Annotated in this window: 14 protein-coding genes; all 14 read left to right on the forward strand. The window is 70.4% G+C overall.

Going from position 1 to position 17,065, the window contains the following annotated elements; genetic code table 11:
• Positions 1-1,680, forward strand: a 1,680-nt coding sequence (locus KBY19_RS32470) for a penicillin-binding protein 2 (protein ID WP_210967274.1), incomplete at its 5' end; no start/stop codon positions are given.
• A 3-nt stretch (positions 1,681-1,683) separates the two neighbouring features.
• On the forward strand, positions 1,684-3,543 hold the full coding sequence (locus tag KBY19_RS32475; protein WP_210967275.1) for a UDP-N-acetylmuramoyl-L-alanyl-D-glutamate--2,6-diaminopimelate ligase: 1,860 nt from the start codon (positions 1,684-1,686) through the stop codon (positions 3,541-3,543).
• On the forward strand, positions 3,540-4,973 hold the full coding sequence (murF, locus tag KBY19_RS32480) for a UDP-N-acetylmuramoyl-tripeptide--D-alanyl-D-alanine ligase (protein ID WP_210956020.1): 1,434 nt from the start codon (positions 3,540-3,542) through the stop codon (positions 4,971-4,973). Before KBY19_RS32475 ends, murF begins: the two co-directional genes overlap by 4 nt.
• A gap of 2 nt (positions 4,974-4,975) precedes the next feature.
• On the forward strand, positions 4,976-6,040 hold the full coding sequence (mraY, locus tag KBY19_RS32485; protein ID WP_099879885.1) for a phospho-N-acetylmuramoyl-pentapeptide-transferase: 1,065 nt from the start codon (positions 4,976-4,978) through the stop codon (positions 6,038-6,040).
• 44 nt (positions 6,041-6,084) lie between these two features.
• A complete protein-coding gene (gene murD / locus KBY19_RS32490) occupies positions 6,085-7,572 on the forward strand; it encodes a UDP-N-acetylmuramoyl-L-alanine--D-glutamate ligase (protein ID WP_210967277.1) in 1,488 nt (495 codons plus the stop codon).
• Positions 7,573-7,680: 108 nt separating this feature from the next.
• Positions 7,681-9,018, forward strand: a complete 1,338-nt coding sequence (ftsW, locus tag KBY19_RS32495; protein WP_247691658.1) for a putative lipid II flippase FtsW — start codon at positions 7,681-7,683, stop codon at positions 9,016-9,018.
• Positions 9,019-9,024: 6 nt separating this feature from the next.
• On the forward strand, positions 9,025-10,119 hold the full coding sequence (gene murG / locus KBY19_RS32500; RefSeq protein WP_099879882.1) for an undecaprenyldiphospho-muramoylpentapeptide beta-N-acetylglucosaminyltransferase: 1,095 nt from the start codon (positions 9,025-9,027) through the stop codon (positions 10,117-10,119).
• Between the two features lie 78 nt (positions 10,120-10,197).
• Positions 10,198-11,124 (forward strand): FtsQ-type POTRA domain-containing protein, encoded by a 927-nt coding sequence (locus tag KBY19_RS32505; RefSeq protein WP_307843682.1) that lies wholly within the window; start codon positions 10,198-10,200, stop codon positions 11,122-11,124.
• Between the two features lie 661 nt (positions 11,125-11,785).
• A complete protein-coding gene (gene ftsZ / locus KBY19_RS32510) occupies positions 11,786-13,033 on the forward strand; it encodes a cell division protein FtsZ (protein WP_099879878.1) in 1,248 nt (415 codons plus the stop codon).
• A 12-nt stretch (positions 13,034-13,045) separates the two neighbouring features.
• Entirely contained in the window at positions 13,046-13,777 is a 732-nt protein-coding gene (gene pgeF / locus KBY19_RS32515; protein WP_099879876.1) for a peptidoglycan editing factor PgeF, read from the forward strand.
• A 78-nt stretch (positions 13,778-13,855) separates the two neighbouring features.
• Positions 13,856-14,614 (forward strand): YggS family pyridoxal phosphate-dependent enzyme, encoded by a 759-nt coding sequence (locus KBY19_RS32520; protein ID WP_099879874.1) that lies wholly within the window; start codon positions 13,856-13,858, stop codon positions 14,612-14,614.
• A 140-nt stretch (positions 14,615-14,754) separates the two neighbouring features.
• Positions 14,755-15,393 (forward strand): cell division protein SepF, encoded by a 639-nt coding sequence (locus tag KBY19_RS32525; protein WP_099879870.1) that lies wholly within the window; start codon positions 14,755-14,757, stop codon positions 15,391-15,393.
• A 64-nt stretch (positions 15,394-15,457) separates the two neighbouring features.
• Positions 15,458-15,742, forward strand: coding sequence for a YggT family protein (locus KBY19_RS32530; RefSeq protein WP_099879868.1), 285 nt, complete (start codon positions 15,458-15,460; stop codon positions 15,740-15,742).
• 52 nt (positions 15,743-15,794) lie between these two features.
• A complete protein-coding gene (locus KBY19_RS32535; RefSeq protein WP_099879866.1) occupies positions 15,795-16,964 on the forward strand; it encodes a DivIVA domain-containing protein in 1,170 nt (389 codons plus the stop codon).
• Positions 16,965-17,065: the final 101 nt, after the last annotated feature.

Raw genomic sequence — 17,065 nt, forward strand, 5'->3', positions numbered from 1 at the left:
GGCTCCTTGTCCAGCAGCGGCGCCATCACCGCCCGGGACGGCTCCGCGCTGGCGAGCACGGTGGACGCCCACGACATCACCGCCGACCCGTATCTGTTCACCCCCGAGCAGACGAAGATCCAGGACGCCCCCGAGCGGGCCGCCGAACTGCTGGCGCCGCTGCTGGACAAGGAGCCCGGCCAACTGGCCAAGAACCTCTCCCGGTCGGGCACCCGCTATGTCCTGCTCGCCCGCCAGCAGACCCCGCAGACCTGGCGGAAGATCAAGAAGCTCAAGGAGCGGCTCGCCGACGAGGAGGCCGCCGCGCCCAAGGGCGAGAAGCCCAATGTGCTCGCCGGGATCTACCAGGAGAAGCACGCCAAGCGCGTCTACCCCAACAAGGAGCTGGCCGCCCCGGTGCTCGGCTTCGTCAACTCGGCCGGCAAGGGCGGCGCCGGGCTGGAGGCGATGCTGAACGACAAGCTCGCCGGCGAGGACGGCAAGATCACCTATGCCCAGTCGGGCGGCCGTCAGGTCCCCACCGCGGGCGTCCGCGAACAGGCGGCCGAGCCGGGCTCCGACGTGGAGCTCACGCTGGACCGCGACATCCAGTGGTCCGCCCAGCAGGCCATCTCCGACCAGGTGGCCAAGTCGCACGCCGACAGCGGCTACGTCATCGTCCAGGACACCAGGACCGGCCAGCTGCTCGGAATGGCCAGCGCGCCCGGATTCGACCCCAACGACATCCGCGGCGCGAAGGTGGACTCCTTCGGCAACCCCGCACTCCAGGACGTCTACGAGCCCGGCTCCACCAGCAAGGTCATGTCGATGGCCGCGGTCCTGGAGGAGGGCAAGGCCACTCCCACCACGGCGGTCACCGTGCCCAATCGGCTCAAGCGCGCCGACCGGTCCTTCGCCGACGACATCGACCACCCCACCTGGCATCTGACGCTCAACGGTGTTCTGGCCAAGTCCAGCAACATCGGCACCATCCTGGCCACCGAGCAGCTGGGCAGGACGCAGAAGCAGGCCAACAAGGTCCTCCACAGCTATCTGCGCAAGTTCGGCATCGGCCGGCCCACCGGGCTGGGCTTCCCCGGCGAGACCGAGGGGCTGCTGGCCCCGCCGGAGAAGTGGAGCGCCTCCCAGCAGTACACGATCCCCTTCGGCCAGGGCCTGTCCCTCAACGCCGTCCAGGCCGCCTCCATCTACTCCACCATCGCCAACGGCGGTGTGCGGATCGAACCCACGGTCGTACGCGGCACCACGGGCCCCGACGGGCGCTACGAACCGGCCGAGCCGCCCGCCGAGCGCCGGGTCGTGAGCGAGAAGACCGCCAAGACCCTCTCCCGGATGCTGGAGTCCGTGGTGTCCGACATGGAGGGCACCGGAACCACGGCCAAGATCCCCGGCTACCGCGTCGCGGGGAAGACCGGTACGGCCAACCGGGTGGATCCGAAGACGGGGCGCTACCACGGCTACACCGCCTCCTTCGCCGGATTCGCCCCCGCCGACAAGCCCCGGATCACCGTCTACTGCGCTGTCCAGAACCCCAAGAAGGGCAGCTACTTCGGCAGCGACGTGTGCGGCCCCGTCTACAAGAAGGTCATGAAGTTCTCCCTGAAGAGCCTGCAGATCCCCCCGACCGGGGCCGAGCCCGCGCGGTTCCCCGTGCTCGCGGGGAAGGGCCGGAACGACTGAGCCATGCACCACGTGAGAACGATCACTGACAGCGCGTACAACCTTCGGGGATCGGCGCCGCCGCGCCCCTCGCTTCGCGGCACGGGTGTCCCGCCCGGTACGCTCACCGCCGTGCCACAAGCTGATCAGACCTCCCCCGAGTCCTTCCCTGGGCCGCCCCGCCCCATGCGGGTCACGCCCGTCCCGCTCGCGGAGCTGGCCCGACTGCTGGATGCCGACGAGCCCGGCGCTCCGGTGTCCGGCTCCACCGGTGCACCCGAGGGCGACACCGCGTCCGGAGCCGGCGTGTCCGTCACCGGCATCACCCACGACTCGCGCGCCGTACGCCCCGGCGACATCTACGCCGCGCTGCCCGGCGCCCGGCTGCACGGGGCGGACTTCGTGGAGCAGGCCCAGAGCCTGGGCGCCGCCGCCGTGCTGACCGACCCCGGCGGTACCGAGCGCGCCGCGGCCACCGGATTGCCGGTGCTGACGGTGCCCGATCCGCGCGGCCGGATGGGGCAGCTGGCCGCCACCATCTACGGCAAGCCCGGCGAGGACCTGCTGCAGATCGGCATCACCGGCACCTCGGGCAAGACGACGACCGCGTATCTGGTCGACGGAGGGTTGCGGCAGGCGGCGCAGAAGGACGGGGGGCTGACCGGTCTGATCGGCACCGTCGAGTCGCGGATCGGTGACGAGCGCATCAAGTCGGAGCGCACCACACCGGAAGCCACCGACCTGCAGGCGCTGTTCGCGGTGATGCGGGAGCGCGGTGTCAGCTCGGTCGCCATGGAGGTCTCCAGCCATGCGCTGGTCCTCGGCCGGGTCGACGGCTGCGTCTTCGACGTCGCGGTGTTCAACAATCTCAGCCCCGAGCACCTCGATTTCCACCGCGACATCGAGGACTACTTCCAGGCCAAGCGGCAGCTGTTCACCCCGGAGCGCTCGCGGGCCGCGGTGGTCAACTTCGACGACGAGTACGGCTTCCGGCTGTTGACCGAGCTCAAGGACGAGGGCTTCCCCGTCACCAGCTTCTCCGCCGAGGGCCACCCGGACGCGGACTGGCGGGCCGAGGACGTGGAGGTCGGCCCGCTCGGCTCGACGTTCACCGCCATGGGCCCCGGCGGCCAGGAAGTGCTCGCCGGCGCTCCCATCGCCGGGCCCTTCAACGTCGCCAACGCGCTGGCCGCGCTCACTGCGCTGGCCGCCGCCGGAATCGACCCGAACACCGCTGCCGAGGGCATCAGCGCCGTCCCCGGTGTACCCGGTCGCCTCCAGCGGGTGGACGCCGGCCAGGACTACCTCGCCATCGTCGACTACGCGCACAAACCGGACGCCGTCGAGTCCGTGCTGTATGCCGTCCGCAAGGTCACCGAGGGCGCCGTGCACGCGGTTCTGGGCTGCGGCGGCGACCGCGACCCGCACAAGCGGCCCGCCATGGGTGCCGCGCTGGCCCGGCTGTCCGACACGGCGGTGCTCACCTCGGACAACCCGCGCTCGGAGGACCCCCTCGCGATCCTGGCCACCATGCTCGGCGGCGCCGCCGAGGTCCCCGCCCACGAGCGCGGCACCGTGCTGCTCGAGGAGGACCGGGCCGCCGCCATCCGGGCCGCCGTCGCCCGGGCCGAACCCGGCGACACCGTCCTCATCCTGGGCAAGGGCCACGAACAGGGTCAGGACATCGCCGGTGTGGTGCGCCCCTTCGACGACGTCCAGGTCCTGTACGACTCCATCCGCGCCCGGGCGGCCGAGCAGGCTCCGGTCGGCCCGACGCACGCCCCGACGCTCACCGCGGCGGCACCGTCGCCTTCGTCCCCCGCTCCCTCCGTTCCTCCTTTCGAATCCTCCGCGAACCACCGGACAGACAACCAGAACCGATGATCCCCCTCTCCCTCGCAGAGATCGCCGCCCTCACCGGCGGACGGCAGCACGACATAACGGACCTGGAAGCGCGGATCACCGGGCCGGTGGTGATCGACTCCCGGGAGGCGGGCCCCGGCGCGCTCTTCGCGGCGTTCGCCGGTGAGCGTGCCGACGGCCACGAGTTCGCCGCCTCCGCCGTCGCCTCGGGCGCCGTCGCCGTGCTCGCCACCCGTCCCGTCGGTGTCCCGGCGATCGTCGTCGACGACGTCACCCGCGCCCTGGGCGCCCTGGCCCGGCATGCCGTGCACCAGCTCGGCACCCGGGTCGTCGCGCTGACCGGGTCCAGCGGTAAGACCAGCACCAAGGATCTGATCGCCCAGCTGCTGGGGCGGCTGGGCCCGACGGTGTGGCCGGAAGGCTCGCAGAACAACGAGATCGGCCTGCCGCTGACCGCCCTGCGCGCGGACGAGTCCACCCGGCACCTGGTGCTGGAGATGGGCGCCCGCGGCATCGGCCACATCCGCTACCTCACCGAGCTGACCCCGCCCGGTATCGGCGTCGTGCTCAACGTCGGCACGGCGCACATCGGCGAGTTCGGCGGGCGCGAGCAGATCGCCCAGGCCAAGGGCGAACTGGTCGAGACGCTGCCGACGGCCGACGAGGGGGGAGTGGCGGTACTCAACGCCGACGACCCGTACGTCCGCGCCATGGCAGCGCGTACCGAGGCCCGCGTCCTGCTCTTCGGTGAGTCCCCGGAATCGGACGTACGGGCCGAAAACGTGCGGTTGTCGGAACGCGGCACACCAGCTTTCACCCTTCACACACCTACCGGGTGCGGCGATGTGACCATGCGCCTGTACGGTGAGCATCACGTGTCGAACGCGCTCGCCGCGGCGGCCGTCGCCCACCAACTGGGCATGCCTGCTGGGGACATCGCCGACGCGCTCTCCTCGGCGAGCACGCTCTCCCGTTGGCGGATGGAGGTCACCGAGCGCGCCGACGGCGTCACGGTCATCAACGACGCCTACAACGCCAACCCCGACTCCATGCGGGCAGCGCTCCGTGCGCTGTCGGCCATGGGGGAGGCGGCGAAGGCCCGGGGGGGCCGGACCTGGGCGGTGCTGGGCGAGATGGCCGAGCTCGGTGACGAAGCGCTCGCCGAGCACGACGCGATCGGACGGCTCGCCGTCCGGCTCAACGTCAGCAAGCTCGTGGCAGTCGGAGGCCGGGAGGCCGCCTGGCTCGACATGGGTGCCAAGAACGAGGGTTCGTGGGGTGAGGAGTCGGTGCATGTGTCCGGCACTGAGGCGGCCGTCGACCTGCTGCGCGGTCAGCTGCGCGCAGGAGATGTCGTACTGGTGAAGGCCTCCCGGTCGGTGGGCTTGGAGAAGGTGGCGGCTGCCCTCCTCGAGGACGGATCCAGGGAGGGTGAGGGCTCCGCCCGATGACGATGAAGCAGATCCTCTTCTCCGGGGTCATCGGACTCTTCCTGTCCCTGATCGGGACCCCCCTGCTGATCAAACTGCTCGCCTCGCGCGGCTACGGCCAGTTCATCCGCGACGACGGCCCGCAGAACCACCACAGCAAGCGCGGCACCCCCACCATGGGCGGTATCGCCTTCATCCTGGCGACGGTGCTCGCCTATGCGCTCACCAAGCTCATCACGGGGGAGCAGCCGTCCTTCTCCGGCGTGCTGGTGCTCTTCCTGTTCGCCGGCATGGGCCTGGTCGGCTTCCTGGACGACTACATCAAGATCGTCAAACAGCGCAGCCTGGGGCTGCGCGCCAAGGCGAAGATGGCCGGCCAGCTCATCGTCGGTGTCGCCTTCGCCCTCCTCGCGCTCAGCTTCGAGGACGCGCGCCAGCTCACCCCCGCCTCCACCAAGCTCTCCTTCACCCAGGACTTCGGCTGGGCCCTGCCTCCCGTGCTGTTCGTCGTCTGGGCGCTGTTCATGATCCTGGCGATGTCCAACGGCGTGAACCTCACCGACGGACTCGACGGTCTGGCGACCGGCGCCTCGGTGATGGTCTTCGGCGCCTATGTCTTCATCTGCGTATGGGAGTACCAGGAGTCCTGTGCGCACATCGCCACCGCGGGACCCGGCTGTTACGAGGTACGAGATCCGCTCGACCTGGCCGTCGTCGCGGCCGCGCTGATGGGTGCCTGCTTCGGCTTCCTGTGGTGGAACACCTCGCCGGCGAAGATCTTCATGGGCGACACCGGCTCCCTCGCCCTCGGCGGCGCGCTGGCGGGCCTGGCCATCTGCTCGCGCACCGAACTGCTGCTGGCCATCCTCGGCGGCCTGTTCGTGCTGATCACCATGTCCGTGGTCATCCAGGTCGGCTCCTTCCGGCTCACCGGCAAGCGCGTCTTCAAGATGGCCCCGCTCCAGCACCACTTCGAACTCAAGGGGTGGTCCGAGGTCCTTGTCGTGGTCCGGTTCTGGATCATCCAGGGCATGTGCGCCATCGTCGGCGTCGGCATCTTCTACGCGGGCTGGGCGGCGAGCAAGTGACCGCCCAGGATGCGACGAGCCAGGACGCGACGGGCCGCACGAACCTGGCGAAGCTCATCGAGGAACTGTCCGGCAAGCACGTCACCGTCGCCGGACTCGGCGTCAGCGGTATGCCGGCGGCCAAGGTGCTGCACCGTCTCGGCGCCAGGGTCACGGCCGTCAACGGCGGCGACGGGCAAGGCCCGCGCCGCCAGGCCGCCGAACTGGAGGCGCTCGGGATCGCCGTCCGGCTCGGCGACGACCGGACGCTCCCCGAGGGCACCGAGCTGATCGTCACCACCCCCGGCTTCAAACCCGCCGCCCCCCTCTTCCGGGCGGCGGCCGAGGCGGGCGTACCGGTGTGGGGCGATGTGGAGCTGGCCTGGCGGCTGCGGGGGCCCGACGCTCCGCCGTGGCTCGCGGTCACCGGCACCAACGGCAAGACGACCACCGTCCAGATGCTCGCCAGTATCCTGCGCGCGGCCGGGCTGCGGACGGCGGCGGTCGGCAACATCGGCGTCTCCCTCATCGATGTCGTCCTGGAGCAGGAGCCGTACGCGGGCCTCGACGTGCTCGCCGTCGAACTCTCCAGCTACCAGCTGCACTGGGCCCCGGGCCTGCGTCCGCACTCCGGCGCGGTCCTCAACCTCGCCCCCGACCACCTCGACTGGCACGGTTCGATGGAGGCGTACGCCTCCGACAAGGGCCGCATCTACGAGGGCAACCAGGTGGCCTGCGTCTACAACGCCGACGACGCCGACGACGCCGACAACGCAGCCGGCACCGGCGCGGACCTCGCGCCCCGCACCGAGGACCTGGTGCGGGCCGCCGACGTGGTGGAGGGCGCCCGCGCCATCGGCTTCACCCTCGGTACCCCGGCACCCTCCCAACTCGGCGTGGTGGAGGGCGTGCTGGTCGACCGCGCCTTCGTCGCCGACCGGCAGCAGCAGGCGCAGGAGCTGGCCGAGATCGGCGACGTCCAACCCCCGGCGCCGCACAACATCGCCAACGCGCTCGCCGCGGCGGCCCTGGCGCGCGCCTTCGGTGTACCGGCCGCGGCCGTACGCGACGGACTGCGCGCCTTCCGTCCGGACGCGCACCGCATCACCCACGTCGCCGAGGTCGGCGGTGTCTCTTTCGTCGACGACTCCAAGGCCACCAACACGCACGCGGCCGAGGCGTCGCTCGCCGCCTACGACTCGATCGTGTGGATCGCGGGCGGGCTGGCCAAGGGGGCGACGTTCGACGAACTGGTCGCCAGGTCGGCGCCCCGGCTGCGCGGCGTCGTACTGATCGGCGCCGACCGGGAGCTGATCGGACAAGCCCTGGCGCGACACGCCCCCGATGTGCCCGTGGCCGACCTCGAACGCACGGACACTGGGGCGATGGCGGAGGCTGTCCGCGAAGCGATGTCGATGGCCCTGCCCGGGGATACCGTACTGCTGGCTCCCGCGTGCGCCTCGATGGACATGTTCGTCAACTACAACGCGCGTGGCGACGCGTTCGCCGAGGCGGTCCGGGCCCTCGCCGCCGCAGGCCACAGCGAGCAGTAGACCCCGTCCCCGTCGGCCGAGGACGCGGGTGAGACGGAGGGGATACGGATGACGGCGCGATCCGCCAAACCGCCCACGCCCCGGCGCGCGCGCAGCCAACCCGCGCCCATGCGTCCGCCGAAGCGCCCCGAGGCACCCGGGGGCGGCGCGGGACCGAAGCGGCTCTACGCCCGCGCCAAGCGCGCCTGGGACCGTCCGTTGACGGCGTACTACCTGATCATGGGCGGCAGCGCGCTCATCACCGTCCTCGGGCTGGTGATGGTCTTCTCCGCCTCGCAGATCCAGGCACTCCAGTCCGGACTGCCCTCCACCTACTACTTCCGCAAGCAGTTGGTGGCCGCCGGGATCGGGGCGGTGCTGCTGCTGGCCGCCTCCCGGATGCCGGTACGGATGCACCGGGCACTGGCCTACCCGCTGCTTGTCGTCTCCGTCTTCCTGATGTGCCTGGTGCAGGTGCCCGGCGTGGGACAGGAGGTGAACGGGAACCAGAACTGGATCTATCTGGGCGGCCCGTTCCAGCTCCAGCCCAGCGAGTTCGCCAAGCTGGCACTCGTCCTGTGGGGCGCCGACCTGCTCGCGCGCAAGGGCGGGAAGAAGCTGCTCACCCAGTGGAAGCACCTGCTGGTACCGCTGGTGCCGGTCGTACTGCTGCTGCTCGCGCTCATCATGCTCGGCGGCGACATGGGCACCGCTCTCATCGTCGCCGCCGTGCTCTTCGGACTGCTGTGGCTGGCGGGTGCGCCCACCCGGCTGTTCACGGGCGTACTCGTGATCGCCCTGACGGCCGCCGCGCTGCTGGTCACCTCCAGCCCCAACCGGATGGCCCGCCTCGGCTGCATCGGCGCAACCGATCCGGGCCCCGACGACCGGTGCTGGCAGGCCGTGCACGGGATCTACGCGCTGGCCTCCGGAGGATGGTTCGGTTCCGGACTGGGTGCGAGTGTGGAAAAATGGGGCCAACTCCCCGAACCCCACACCGATTTCATCTTCGCCGTGACCGGGGAGGAACTCGGTCTGGCGGGGACGCTGTCGGTACTCGCCCTCTTCGCGGCTCTAGGCTATGCGGGTATCCGCGTGGCCGGACGCACGGAGGACCCCTTCGTGAGGTATGCCGCGGGAGGCGTGACAACGTGGATCACGGCGCAAGCGGTGATCAACGTGGGTGCGGTGCTCGGTCTGCTGCCGATCGCCGGGGTCCCCCTCCCGCTGTTCTCCTACGGTGGGTCCGCCCTGCTGCCGACGATGTTCGCTGTCGGACTGCTGATCGCCTTCGCGCGCAGCGACCCGGCGGCACGCGCTGCCCTGGCCGTGCGGCAGCCCGCCCTGTGGCAGCGCACGTCTCAGGGAGGGCCGGCAGGGGTGCTGCGATCGGGGACCGCCCCCGGCCGGAAGAGAGAGAAGACGATGAGACGGCGTGCCGGAAGGCCGCCGTCCGGAGAGCGGTGAAACAGCGTGCACGTCGTACTCGCCGGTGGGGGGACCGCCGGCCACATCGAGCCCGCGCTCGCCCTCGCGGACGCCCTGCGCAGGCAGGACCCGACCGTGGGGATCACGGCCCTCGGTACCGAGCGCGGTCTGGAGACGCGGCTGGTGCCGGAACGCGGTTACCAACTGGAGCTGATTCCGGCCGTTCCGCTGCCGCGCAAACCCACGCCCGAGCTGATCACCGTGCCGGGCAGGCTGCGCGGCACCATCAAGGCCGCCGAGCAGATCCTGGAGCGCGCCAAGGCCGACTGCGTCGTGGGCTTCGGCGGCTATGTGGCGCTGCCCGGCTATCTGGCCGCCAAGCGCGCCGGTGTGCCGATCGTCGTGCACGAGGCCAACGCCCGCCCGGGACTCGCCAACAAGATCGGCTCCCGCTACGCGCACGGCGTCGCCGTCTCCACACCGGACAGCAAGCTGCGGGGGGCGCGCTACGTCGGCATCCCGCTGCGCCGCTCCATCGCGACCCTCAACCGCGCCGCCGTACGCCCCGAGGCGCGTGCCGCCTTCGGACTGTCCCCCAACCTGCCGACGCTGCTGGTCTCCGGCGGCTCGCAGGGTGCGCGCCGGCTCAACGAGGTCGTCCAGCAGGTCGTTCCGCACTTCCAGCGCGCGGGGATCCAGATCCTGCACGCGGTCGGGCCCAAGAACGAACTCCCCCACGTGGACCAGATGCCCGGAATGCCGCCCTATGTACCGGTACCGTATGTGGACCGGATGGACCTCGCGTACGCGGCGGCCGACATGATGCTCTGCCGCGCGGGCGCGATGACCGTAGCGGAGCTGTCGGCCGTCGGGCTGCCCGCCGCCTACGTCCCGCTGCCGATCGGCAACGGCGAACAGCGGCTCAACGCCCAGCCGGTCGTCAAGGCCGGCGGCGGACTCCTCGTCGATGACGCGGAGCTGACGCCGGAGTGGATCCAGGGCAATGTGCTCCCGGTCCTCTCCGACCCGCAGCGGCTCACCGCCATGTCGCGCGCGGCAGCCGAGTTCGGCCGTCCGGACGCCGATGAACTGCTTGTCGGCATGGTGTACGAGGCGATCGCCGCGGGCCGCCGGGGCTGACCCGGCGCGGCGCGGAGGCGGCAGCTCGCCGAGAACGCAGAAAGCAGGGTGGTCCTTGTGGTCAGAGCTGCCAAAGCCGTGAAGGCATCGAAGTCGTCCAGGCCGTCCAAGGGCTCCAAGGCGTCCGCGGCGTCCCGGTCGACCGGCGAGTCCGACCCGGCACGGCCGCGGGGCAAGGCCGTCGGTCAGGGAAGTGCTGCCGGCGTCCGCGCCGGTGCCCGTCCCGGCGCGCGAGCCGGTGCTGACGGCCATGACCGCGCCCTTGAGGAGCCGGCGCGCCCGGGAGGGGCCGGGCCGCGCCTGCGGCGGCGGCGCCTTCTCGTCCTGCTGCTCCTTCTTGCGGTCCTGCTGGGCGGCTTCGGCAGCTGGGTGCTGTACGGCTCGCCGTGGTTGCGCATCGAGTCCGTCTCCGTCACCGGCACCCGGGTGCTGAGCGACTCCGAGGTCGTCCGCGCGGCGGCGGTCCCCGACGGAGAGCCGCTCGTCTCCGTGGACAAGTCGGCCGTGCAGCGGCGTGTACGGGAGGCCCTGCCCCGGGTTCGCGAGGTGACGGCCGAGCGGTCCTGGCCGCACGGTGTCGTACTCACCGTGACGGAAAGACGGCCGGAACTGGTCATGGAGAAGGCCGGAAAATATGTGGAAGTGGACTCCGAGGGCGTGCGATTCGCCACAGTCGGCAAGCCACCGAAAGGCGTTCCGCTTCTTGTCCTGGAACCGCGCCGTCCGGCGGACGAGCGGTACTTCTCAACGGCACGGCTGCGCCGGGAAGCGGCAAGAGTCACAGACGCTCTCCCCGATTCCGTCCACCGCGCCACCCGCGCCGTGCGGGTGGGTTCCTACGACGACATCACCCTGAAGCTGACCGGAGGCCGCACGGTGCGGTGGGGGAGCTCCGAGCACGGTGCGCAGAAGGCGAGAGCACTGACCGCTGTGATGAAAGCCGCCAAGGACGCCGAACACTTCGATGTCACCGCCCCCAGTGCCCCGGCCGCATCCGACAGTTAGCCATCGCCGCACTGCTCGCGACTTCTTCGGCCGGATTCGGTGAAGGCTTGGCGTATCCGCTTGCGTGGTCGCTCCGGGCTGTGGCGTTCCCCGCTAACCCCCGTACCTCCAGCCGGGTTCGGCGAACGGCTGGAGTCCACCGTTCCGTGGCCGCGTCAGTTGACCGGAGCTGCCTCGCATGATCAGGCTGATGTCCTCGCCGGGAGCGAACCGTCCAGTTGACGGGCATCGCTGCTGGTGAGCACCCTGGTTGGCCGCTGCTCGGCTCACTCGCACAGGGTCCTGCGATTTGCGGGGGGTTGACCCCCGTACCCCCCGCCGGGATCGGCGAAGGGGCACAGGTGTCCGGCGCGGTGGACGGTGTCGTGGCCGGGGATCGGCGAACGGCTGGAGTCTCCGCCACCTGTGGCCGTGTCAGTTGACGCGTATCGCCGCTGGTGAGCACCCTGGATGGCTACTGCTCGGTCTGATCACATAGGGTGAAAAGAAAAACGGGAGGTTCGGCGTGTTCGTTGAACACCCAGCACTTGTCGACTTAGTGTCCGTTGAGAAGAGTCCAAGTAAGACAGGCACTGGTAACCCTAAACTTCACACTTAGGGTTCGGGTCGGCGTTCGAACCGCCCCACAGGGATACGTAACTCGAGGCGAGAGGCCTTCGACGTGGCAGCACCGCAGAACTACCTCGCAGTCATCAAGGTCGTCGGTATTGGCGGCGGTGGCGTGAACGCCATCAATCGGATGATCGAGGTCGGTCTCAAGGGCGTCGAGTTCATCGCGATCAACACTGACGCGCAAGCCCTGTTGATGAGCGACGCCGACGTCAAGCTCGATGTGGGCCGCGAGCTGACTCGCGGCCTCGGTGCCGGCGCCAACCCGGACGTCGGCCGCAAGGCCGCAGAGGACCACCGCGAGGAGATCGAGGAGGTCCTCAAGGGGGCCGACATGGTCTTCGTGACCGCGGGCGAGGGCGGCGGCACCGGCACCGGTGGCGCACCCGTCGTGGCGAACATCGCCCGCTCGCTCGGCGCCCTCACCATCGGTGTCGTCACCCGTCCCTTCACCTTCGAGGGGCGTCGCCGGGCCAATCAGGCCGAGGACGGCATCGCGGGGCTGCGCGACGAGGTCGACACCCTGATCGTCATTCCGAACGACCGGCTGCTGTCCATCTCGGATCGCCAGGTCAGCGTGCTGGACGCCTTCAAGTCGGCGGACCAGGTGCTGCTCTCCGGTGTCCAGGGCATCACCGACCTCATCACCACCCCGGGCCTCATCAACCTCGACTTCGCGGACGTCAAGTCCGTGATGTCCGAGGCGGGATCGGCTCTGATGGGCATCGGCTCGGCGCGCGGGGACGACCGCGCGGTGGCCGCTGCCGAGATGGCCATCTCATCGCCGCTGCTGGAAGCGTCCATCGACGGCGCGCGGGGTGTGCTGCTGTCCATCTCGGGCGGCTCCGACCTCGGTCTGTTCGAGATCAACGAGGCCGCCCAACTGGTGAGCGAGGCGGCCCACCCCGAGGCGAACATCATCTTCGGTGCCGTCATCGACGACGCGCTCGGCGACGAGGTGCGGGTGACCGTCATCGCCGCCGGGTTCGACGGTGGGCAGCCGCCTTCCAAGAAGGGGGAGAAGGCGCTCGGCCAGCCGTCGTCCGCGGCCTCTTCGGCTCCGTCCTCCTACAAGGACGAGCCGTCCGCCGCCTCCGCCGACCCGGAGCCGGAGCGCCCCTCGTTCAGCGGCCTCGGCTCGGTTGCCCCGCCGCGCGAGGAGGACACCCCGCCCCGCCCGGAGCCGGCACCGGTGAGCGAGGTGCCGCCGCCTCCGGCCGCCACCCCGCAGGTGCCGCCGGCCCGCCCGTACCACGACAGCCAGGCGGAAGAGCTGGATGTGCCGGACTTCCTGAAGTGATAGCTGCCTGAAGTGATAGCTGTACAAGAGACGGCCGGCGGCGCGCACTTCGCTTTCACCGACAGGTGGGGCGGGGTGAGCGCCGCTCCGTATGAGGAGCTCAATCTCGGCGGCGCGGTCGGCGACGCCCCCGAAGCGGTACGGACCAACCGCCGGCGGGCCGCGCATGCGCTCGGGCTGTCGCCCGACGAGGTGGTCTGGATGCATCAGGTGCACGGGCGCGACGTCGCCGTCGTCGATCGCCCGTTCGGTGCCGACGCGCCGCCCGTCGACGGCGTCGTGACGGCGCGCCGGGGGCTCGCGCTTGCGGTGCTCACCGCCGACTGCACTCCGGTGCTGCTGGCCGACCCGGTCGCGGGGATCGCGGGCGCGGCGCACGCCGGGCGCCCCGGGGTGCTGGCGGGCGTGGCGGAGGCGACGGTGGAGGCCATGGTGCGGCTCGGTGCCGAGCCGGAGCGCATGGTCGCCCGTACCGGCCCCGCCGTCTGCGGCAAGTGCTACGAGGTGCCCGACGCGATGCGCTCCGAGGTCGCCGAGGCCGTTCCGGAGGCGTACGCGACCACGCGGCAGGGGACCCCGGCCGTCGACATGGCCGCGGCGGTGCGGGCCCAGCTCGGCCGGGCGGGGGTCACACGGTGCGCTCAGTCCTCCGTGTGCACGTTGGAGTCCGCCGATCATTTCTCGTACCGCCGGGACAAGACGACGGGAAGGCTTGCGAGTTATGTCTGGATCGAGGCGAGCTGAGAAGTGACGGCACGGATGTCCCCTGAGTCTCGTGAACCCCATGAGTCCTCTGCGTCCGCTGAGCCCTCTGCTGCGGCTTTGGGGGCTTTCGGGCGCGCCGGGGGTGAAAAGTCCCCGGAGGCGGCGCGCAAGGCGGAGCTGGCCGCGAATCTCGCTCGGGTGGAGGAGCGCATCGAGAGCGCTTGTTTCGCGGCGGGGCGCAAGCGCGAGGACGTCACCCTCGTCGTCGTGACCAAGACCTACCCGGCCGGTGATGTACGGCTGCTGGCCGAGCTGGGGGTGCGGGACGTTGCGGAGAATCGCGACCAGGAGGCCGCACCGAAGGCCGCCGCCTGTGCGGATGCCCGGCTCACCTGGCATTTCGTCGGCCAGTTGCAGACCAACAAGGCCCGTTCGGTTGCCGGTTACGCCGACCGTGTCCACTCGGTGGACCGCGCCCGGCTGGTGACCGCGCTCTCGAACGCCGCCGTGCGCGCGGAACGCGAGATCGGGTGTCTGATCCAGATCGCCTTTGACGCCGAGTCAGGCTCGGTGGGGGAGCGCGGCGGTGTGGCACCCGACGGTGTGACGGATCTCGCCGAGGCGGTGACAGCCGCCCAAGGTCTGCGGCTCGACGGAGTGATGACCGTCGCACCGTTGACCGGTCCGCTGGCCGGGCACCCGCGGGCGGCTTTCGACCAACTGTTGGAAATCTCAACCGCCCTGCGAGTGGCGCATCCTGCTGCGACCATGGTGTCTGCGGGAATGAGCTCGGATCTCGAAGAGGCGGTGCTTGCCGGTGCGACACATGTGCGCGTCGGCAGCGCGGTACTCGGAGACCGACCCCGGCTCCGGTAACGTCGCGAAGCGAGTTGGGCCACAGCAGAATATATGGTCATTTCCGCCGGAAAGGCCGGTCGGAGAGGCTGCGTGGATCATCCCAGGGCCACCGGTGACGGAGGCGGAGTCGATCCACCACAGAGCGGAGGACGCAGAGAATGGCCGGCGCGATGCGCAAGATGGCGGTCTACCTCGGCCTCGTGGAGGACGATGGGTACGACGGCCGGGGATTCGACCCTGACGACGAGTTCGAGCCCGAGCCCGAGCCCGAACGCGACCGTCGGCGGTATGAGTCGGAACAATCACACCATTCCCTCCAAAAGACCGAACCCGAGGAGCCGGTGAGGGTTGCTCACCCCCCGGCGCAGCGGGAGCGGGAACCGGAGCCGGCTCCGGCGGTTGCGGCCGAAAGCGGACGAGCCGGGAGAATTGCTCCCGTGTCATCCATCACACCTGAACGCCAGAATGTCGAGAAGAGTGCCCCGGTGATCATGCCCAAGGTTGTGTCCGAACGTGAGCCGTACCGGATCACGACATTGCACCCTCGGACCTACAACGAAGCCCGTACCATCGGGGAACACTTCCGTGAGGGCACTCCGGTGATCATGAATCTGACGGAGATGGACGACACCGACGCGAAGCGACTTGTCGACTTTGCGGCTGGTCTGGTCTTCGGTCTGCACGGCAGTATCGAGCGAGTGACGCAGAAGGTGTTCCTGCTGTCTCCTGCTAACGTCGATGTCACGGCGGAGGACAAGGCCCGCATCGCAGAGGGCGGGTTCTTCAACCAGAGCTGAGACGCAGGAACCAGGAACAGGCCGCCAAGGCCGCACGAGAGCCCCAGGGGAGAGGGACGCGCAGATGAGAACCGCACTGGACGTGGTGCAAATCGCGCTGTACTGCTACCTGCTCGTGCTGATCTTCCGGCTGGTGATGGACTACGTCTTCCAGTTCGCCCGCTCATGGCAACCCGGCAAGGCGATGGTGGTCGTTCTTGAGGCCACCTACACTGTCACCGATCCGCCACTCAAGCTTCTGCGGCGGTTCATCCCACCGCTGCGCTTCGGGGGCGTGGCGCTCGACCTGTCCTTCTTCGTACTCATGATCATCGTCTACATCCTGATCAACGTCGTGGCCAGGCTGTGAACGATCGGAATGGTCTTGCCGATATGCCGACGACTTACGTTGAGGTGAAGAGATGCCCCTGACCCCCGAGGACGTGCGGAACAAGCAGTTCACGACCGTCCGTCTGCGCGAAGGCTATGACGAGGACGAGGTCGATGCCTTCCTCGATGAGGTCGAAGCCGAGCTGACCCGGCTGCTGCGGGAGAACGAGGACCTGCGCGCCAAGCTGGCTGCGGCCACGCGCGCGGCCGCGCAGAACCAGCAACAGCAACAAGGCGGTATGCGAAAGCCTCCTGAACCTCAGGACAGGCAGCAGCAGCAAGGCGGGGCCCCTGTGCCCGCCGCCATATCCGGACCGCAGCCCGTCCCGCCCCAACAGCAGGGCATGGGCGGCCCGCCGCAGCTTCCCGGCGGACAGGCACAGCTCCCCGCGGGCCCCGGCGGCCCCGGTGGACACGGCGGTCCCGGTGGCCCGGGTCCGCAGGGCGGTCCGATGGGCCCAGGTGGCCCCGGCCCGCAGCAGGGCGGCCCCATGGGTCCCGGTGGCCCGCAGGGCGGCCCGCAGATGCCCGGCGGCGGCCAGAACAACGACAGCGCGGCCCGCGTGCTGTCGCTGGCCCAGCAGACGGCCGACCAGGCGATCGCGGAGGCCCGTTCCGAGGCCAACAAGATCGTCGGCGAGGCACGCAGCCGCGCCGAGGGTCTGGAGCGGGACGCGCGCGCCAAGGCCGACGCGCTGGAGCGGGACGCCCAGGAGAAGCACCGGGTCGCGATGGGCTCGCTGGAGTCCGCCCGCGCCACCCTGGAGCGCAAGGTCGAGGACCTGCGCGGCTTCGAACGCGAGTACCGCACGCGGTTGAAGTCGTACCTGGAGAGCCAGCTGCGGCAGTTGGAGAACCAGGCCGACGACTCGCTCGCGCCGCCGCGGACGCCGGCGACCGCCTCGCTGCCCGCGCCGTCGATGGCCCCGGCCGGAGCCGGTGCCCCCGCCGGTGCCGCCGCCAACGGTGGCGGGCACCAGACGATGGGCGGCAACGGGCACTCCATGGGCGGCCACGGTGGCGGCCCCGGCGGTGGACCGCACACCCAGGGCGGTGCCGGGCAGTCCTACGGCGGGCAGCAGCAGATGTCGCCCGCCATGACACAGCCGATGGCACCGGTGCGGCCGCAGGGCGGTCCGCAGGCGGCCCAGCAGGCGCCGTCGCCGATGCGGGGCTTCCTCATCGACGAGGACGAGAGCTGACGCTCACGCCGCGCGCCGAGTGCGTCGAATGACGGGCCGGGGCCCCCGGCGCACCGTCCGCTCCCGGGGGGCCGGCCCCGTTTCGGGGAGCAAAATGGCAC

Origin of the sequence: Streptomyces sp. B15 (assembly GCF_018070605.1) — a bacterium.
GTDB lineage: Bacteria > Actinomycetota > Actinomycetes > Streptomycetales > Streptomycetaceae > Streptomyces > Streptomyces smyrnaeus.

Bases quoted from the DNA above. Each gene is read 5' to 3' on its own strand.
- KBY19_RS32475 (WP_210967275.1), top strand. From the start codon at position 1,684: ATGCACCACGTGAGAACGATCACTGACAGCGCGTACAACCTTCGGGGA.
- murF (WP_210956020.1), top strand. From the start codon at position 3,540: ATGATCCCCCTCTCCCTCGCAGAGATCGCCGCCCTCACCGGCGGACGG.
- mraY (WP_099879885.1), top strand. From the start codon at position 4,976: ATGAAGCAGATCCTCTTCTCCGGGGTCATCGGACTCTTCCTGTCCCTG.
- ftsW (WP_247691658.1), top strand. From the start codon at position 7,681: ATGCGTCCGCCGAAGCGCCCCGAGGCACCCGGGGGCGGCGCGGGACCG.
- KBY19_RS32525 (WP_099879870.1), top strand. From the start codon at position 14,755: ATGGCCGGCGCGATGCGCAAGATGGCGGTCTACCTCGGCCTCGTGGAG.
- KBY19_RS32530 (WP_099879868.1), top strand. From the start codon at position 15,458: ATGAGAACCGCACTGGACGTGGTGCAAATCGCGCTGTACTGCTACCTG.
- KBY19_RS32535 (WP_099879866.1), top strand. From the start codon at position 15,795: ATGCCCCTGACCCCCGAGGACGTGCGGAACAAGCAGTTCACGACCGTC.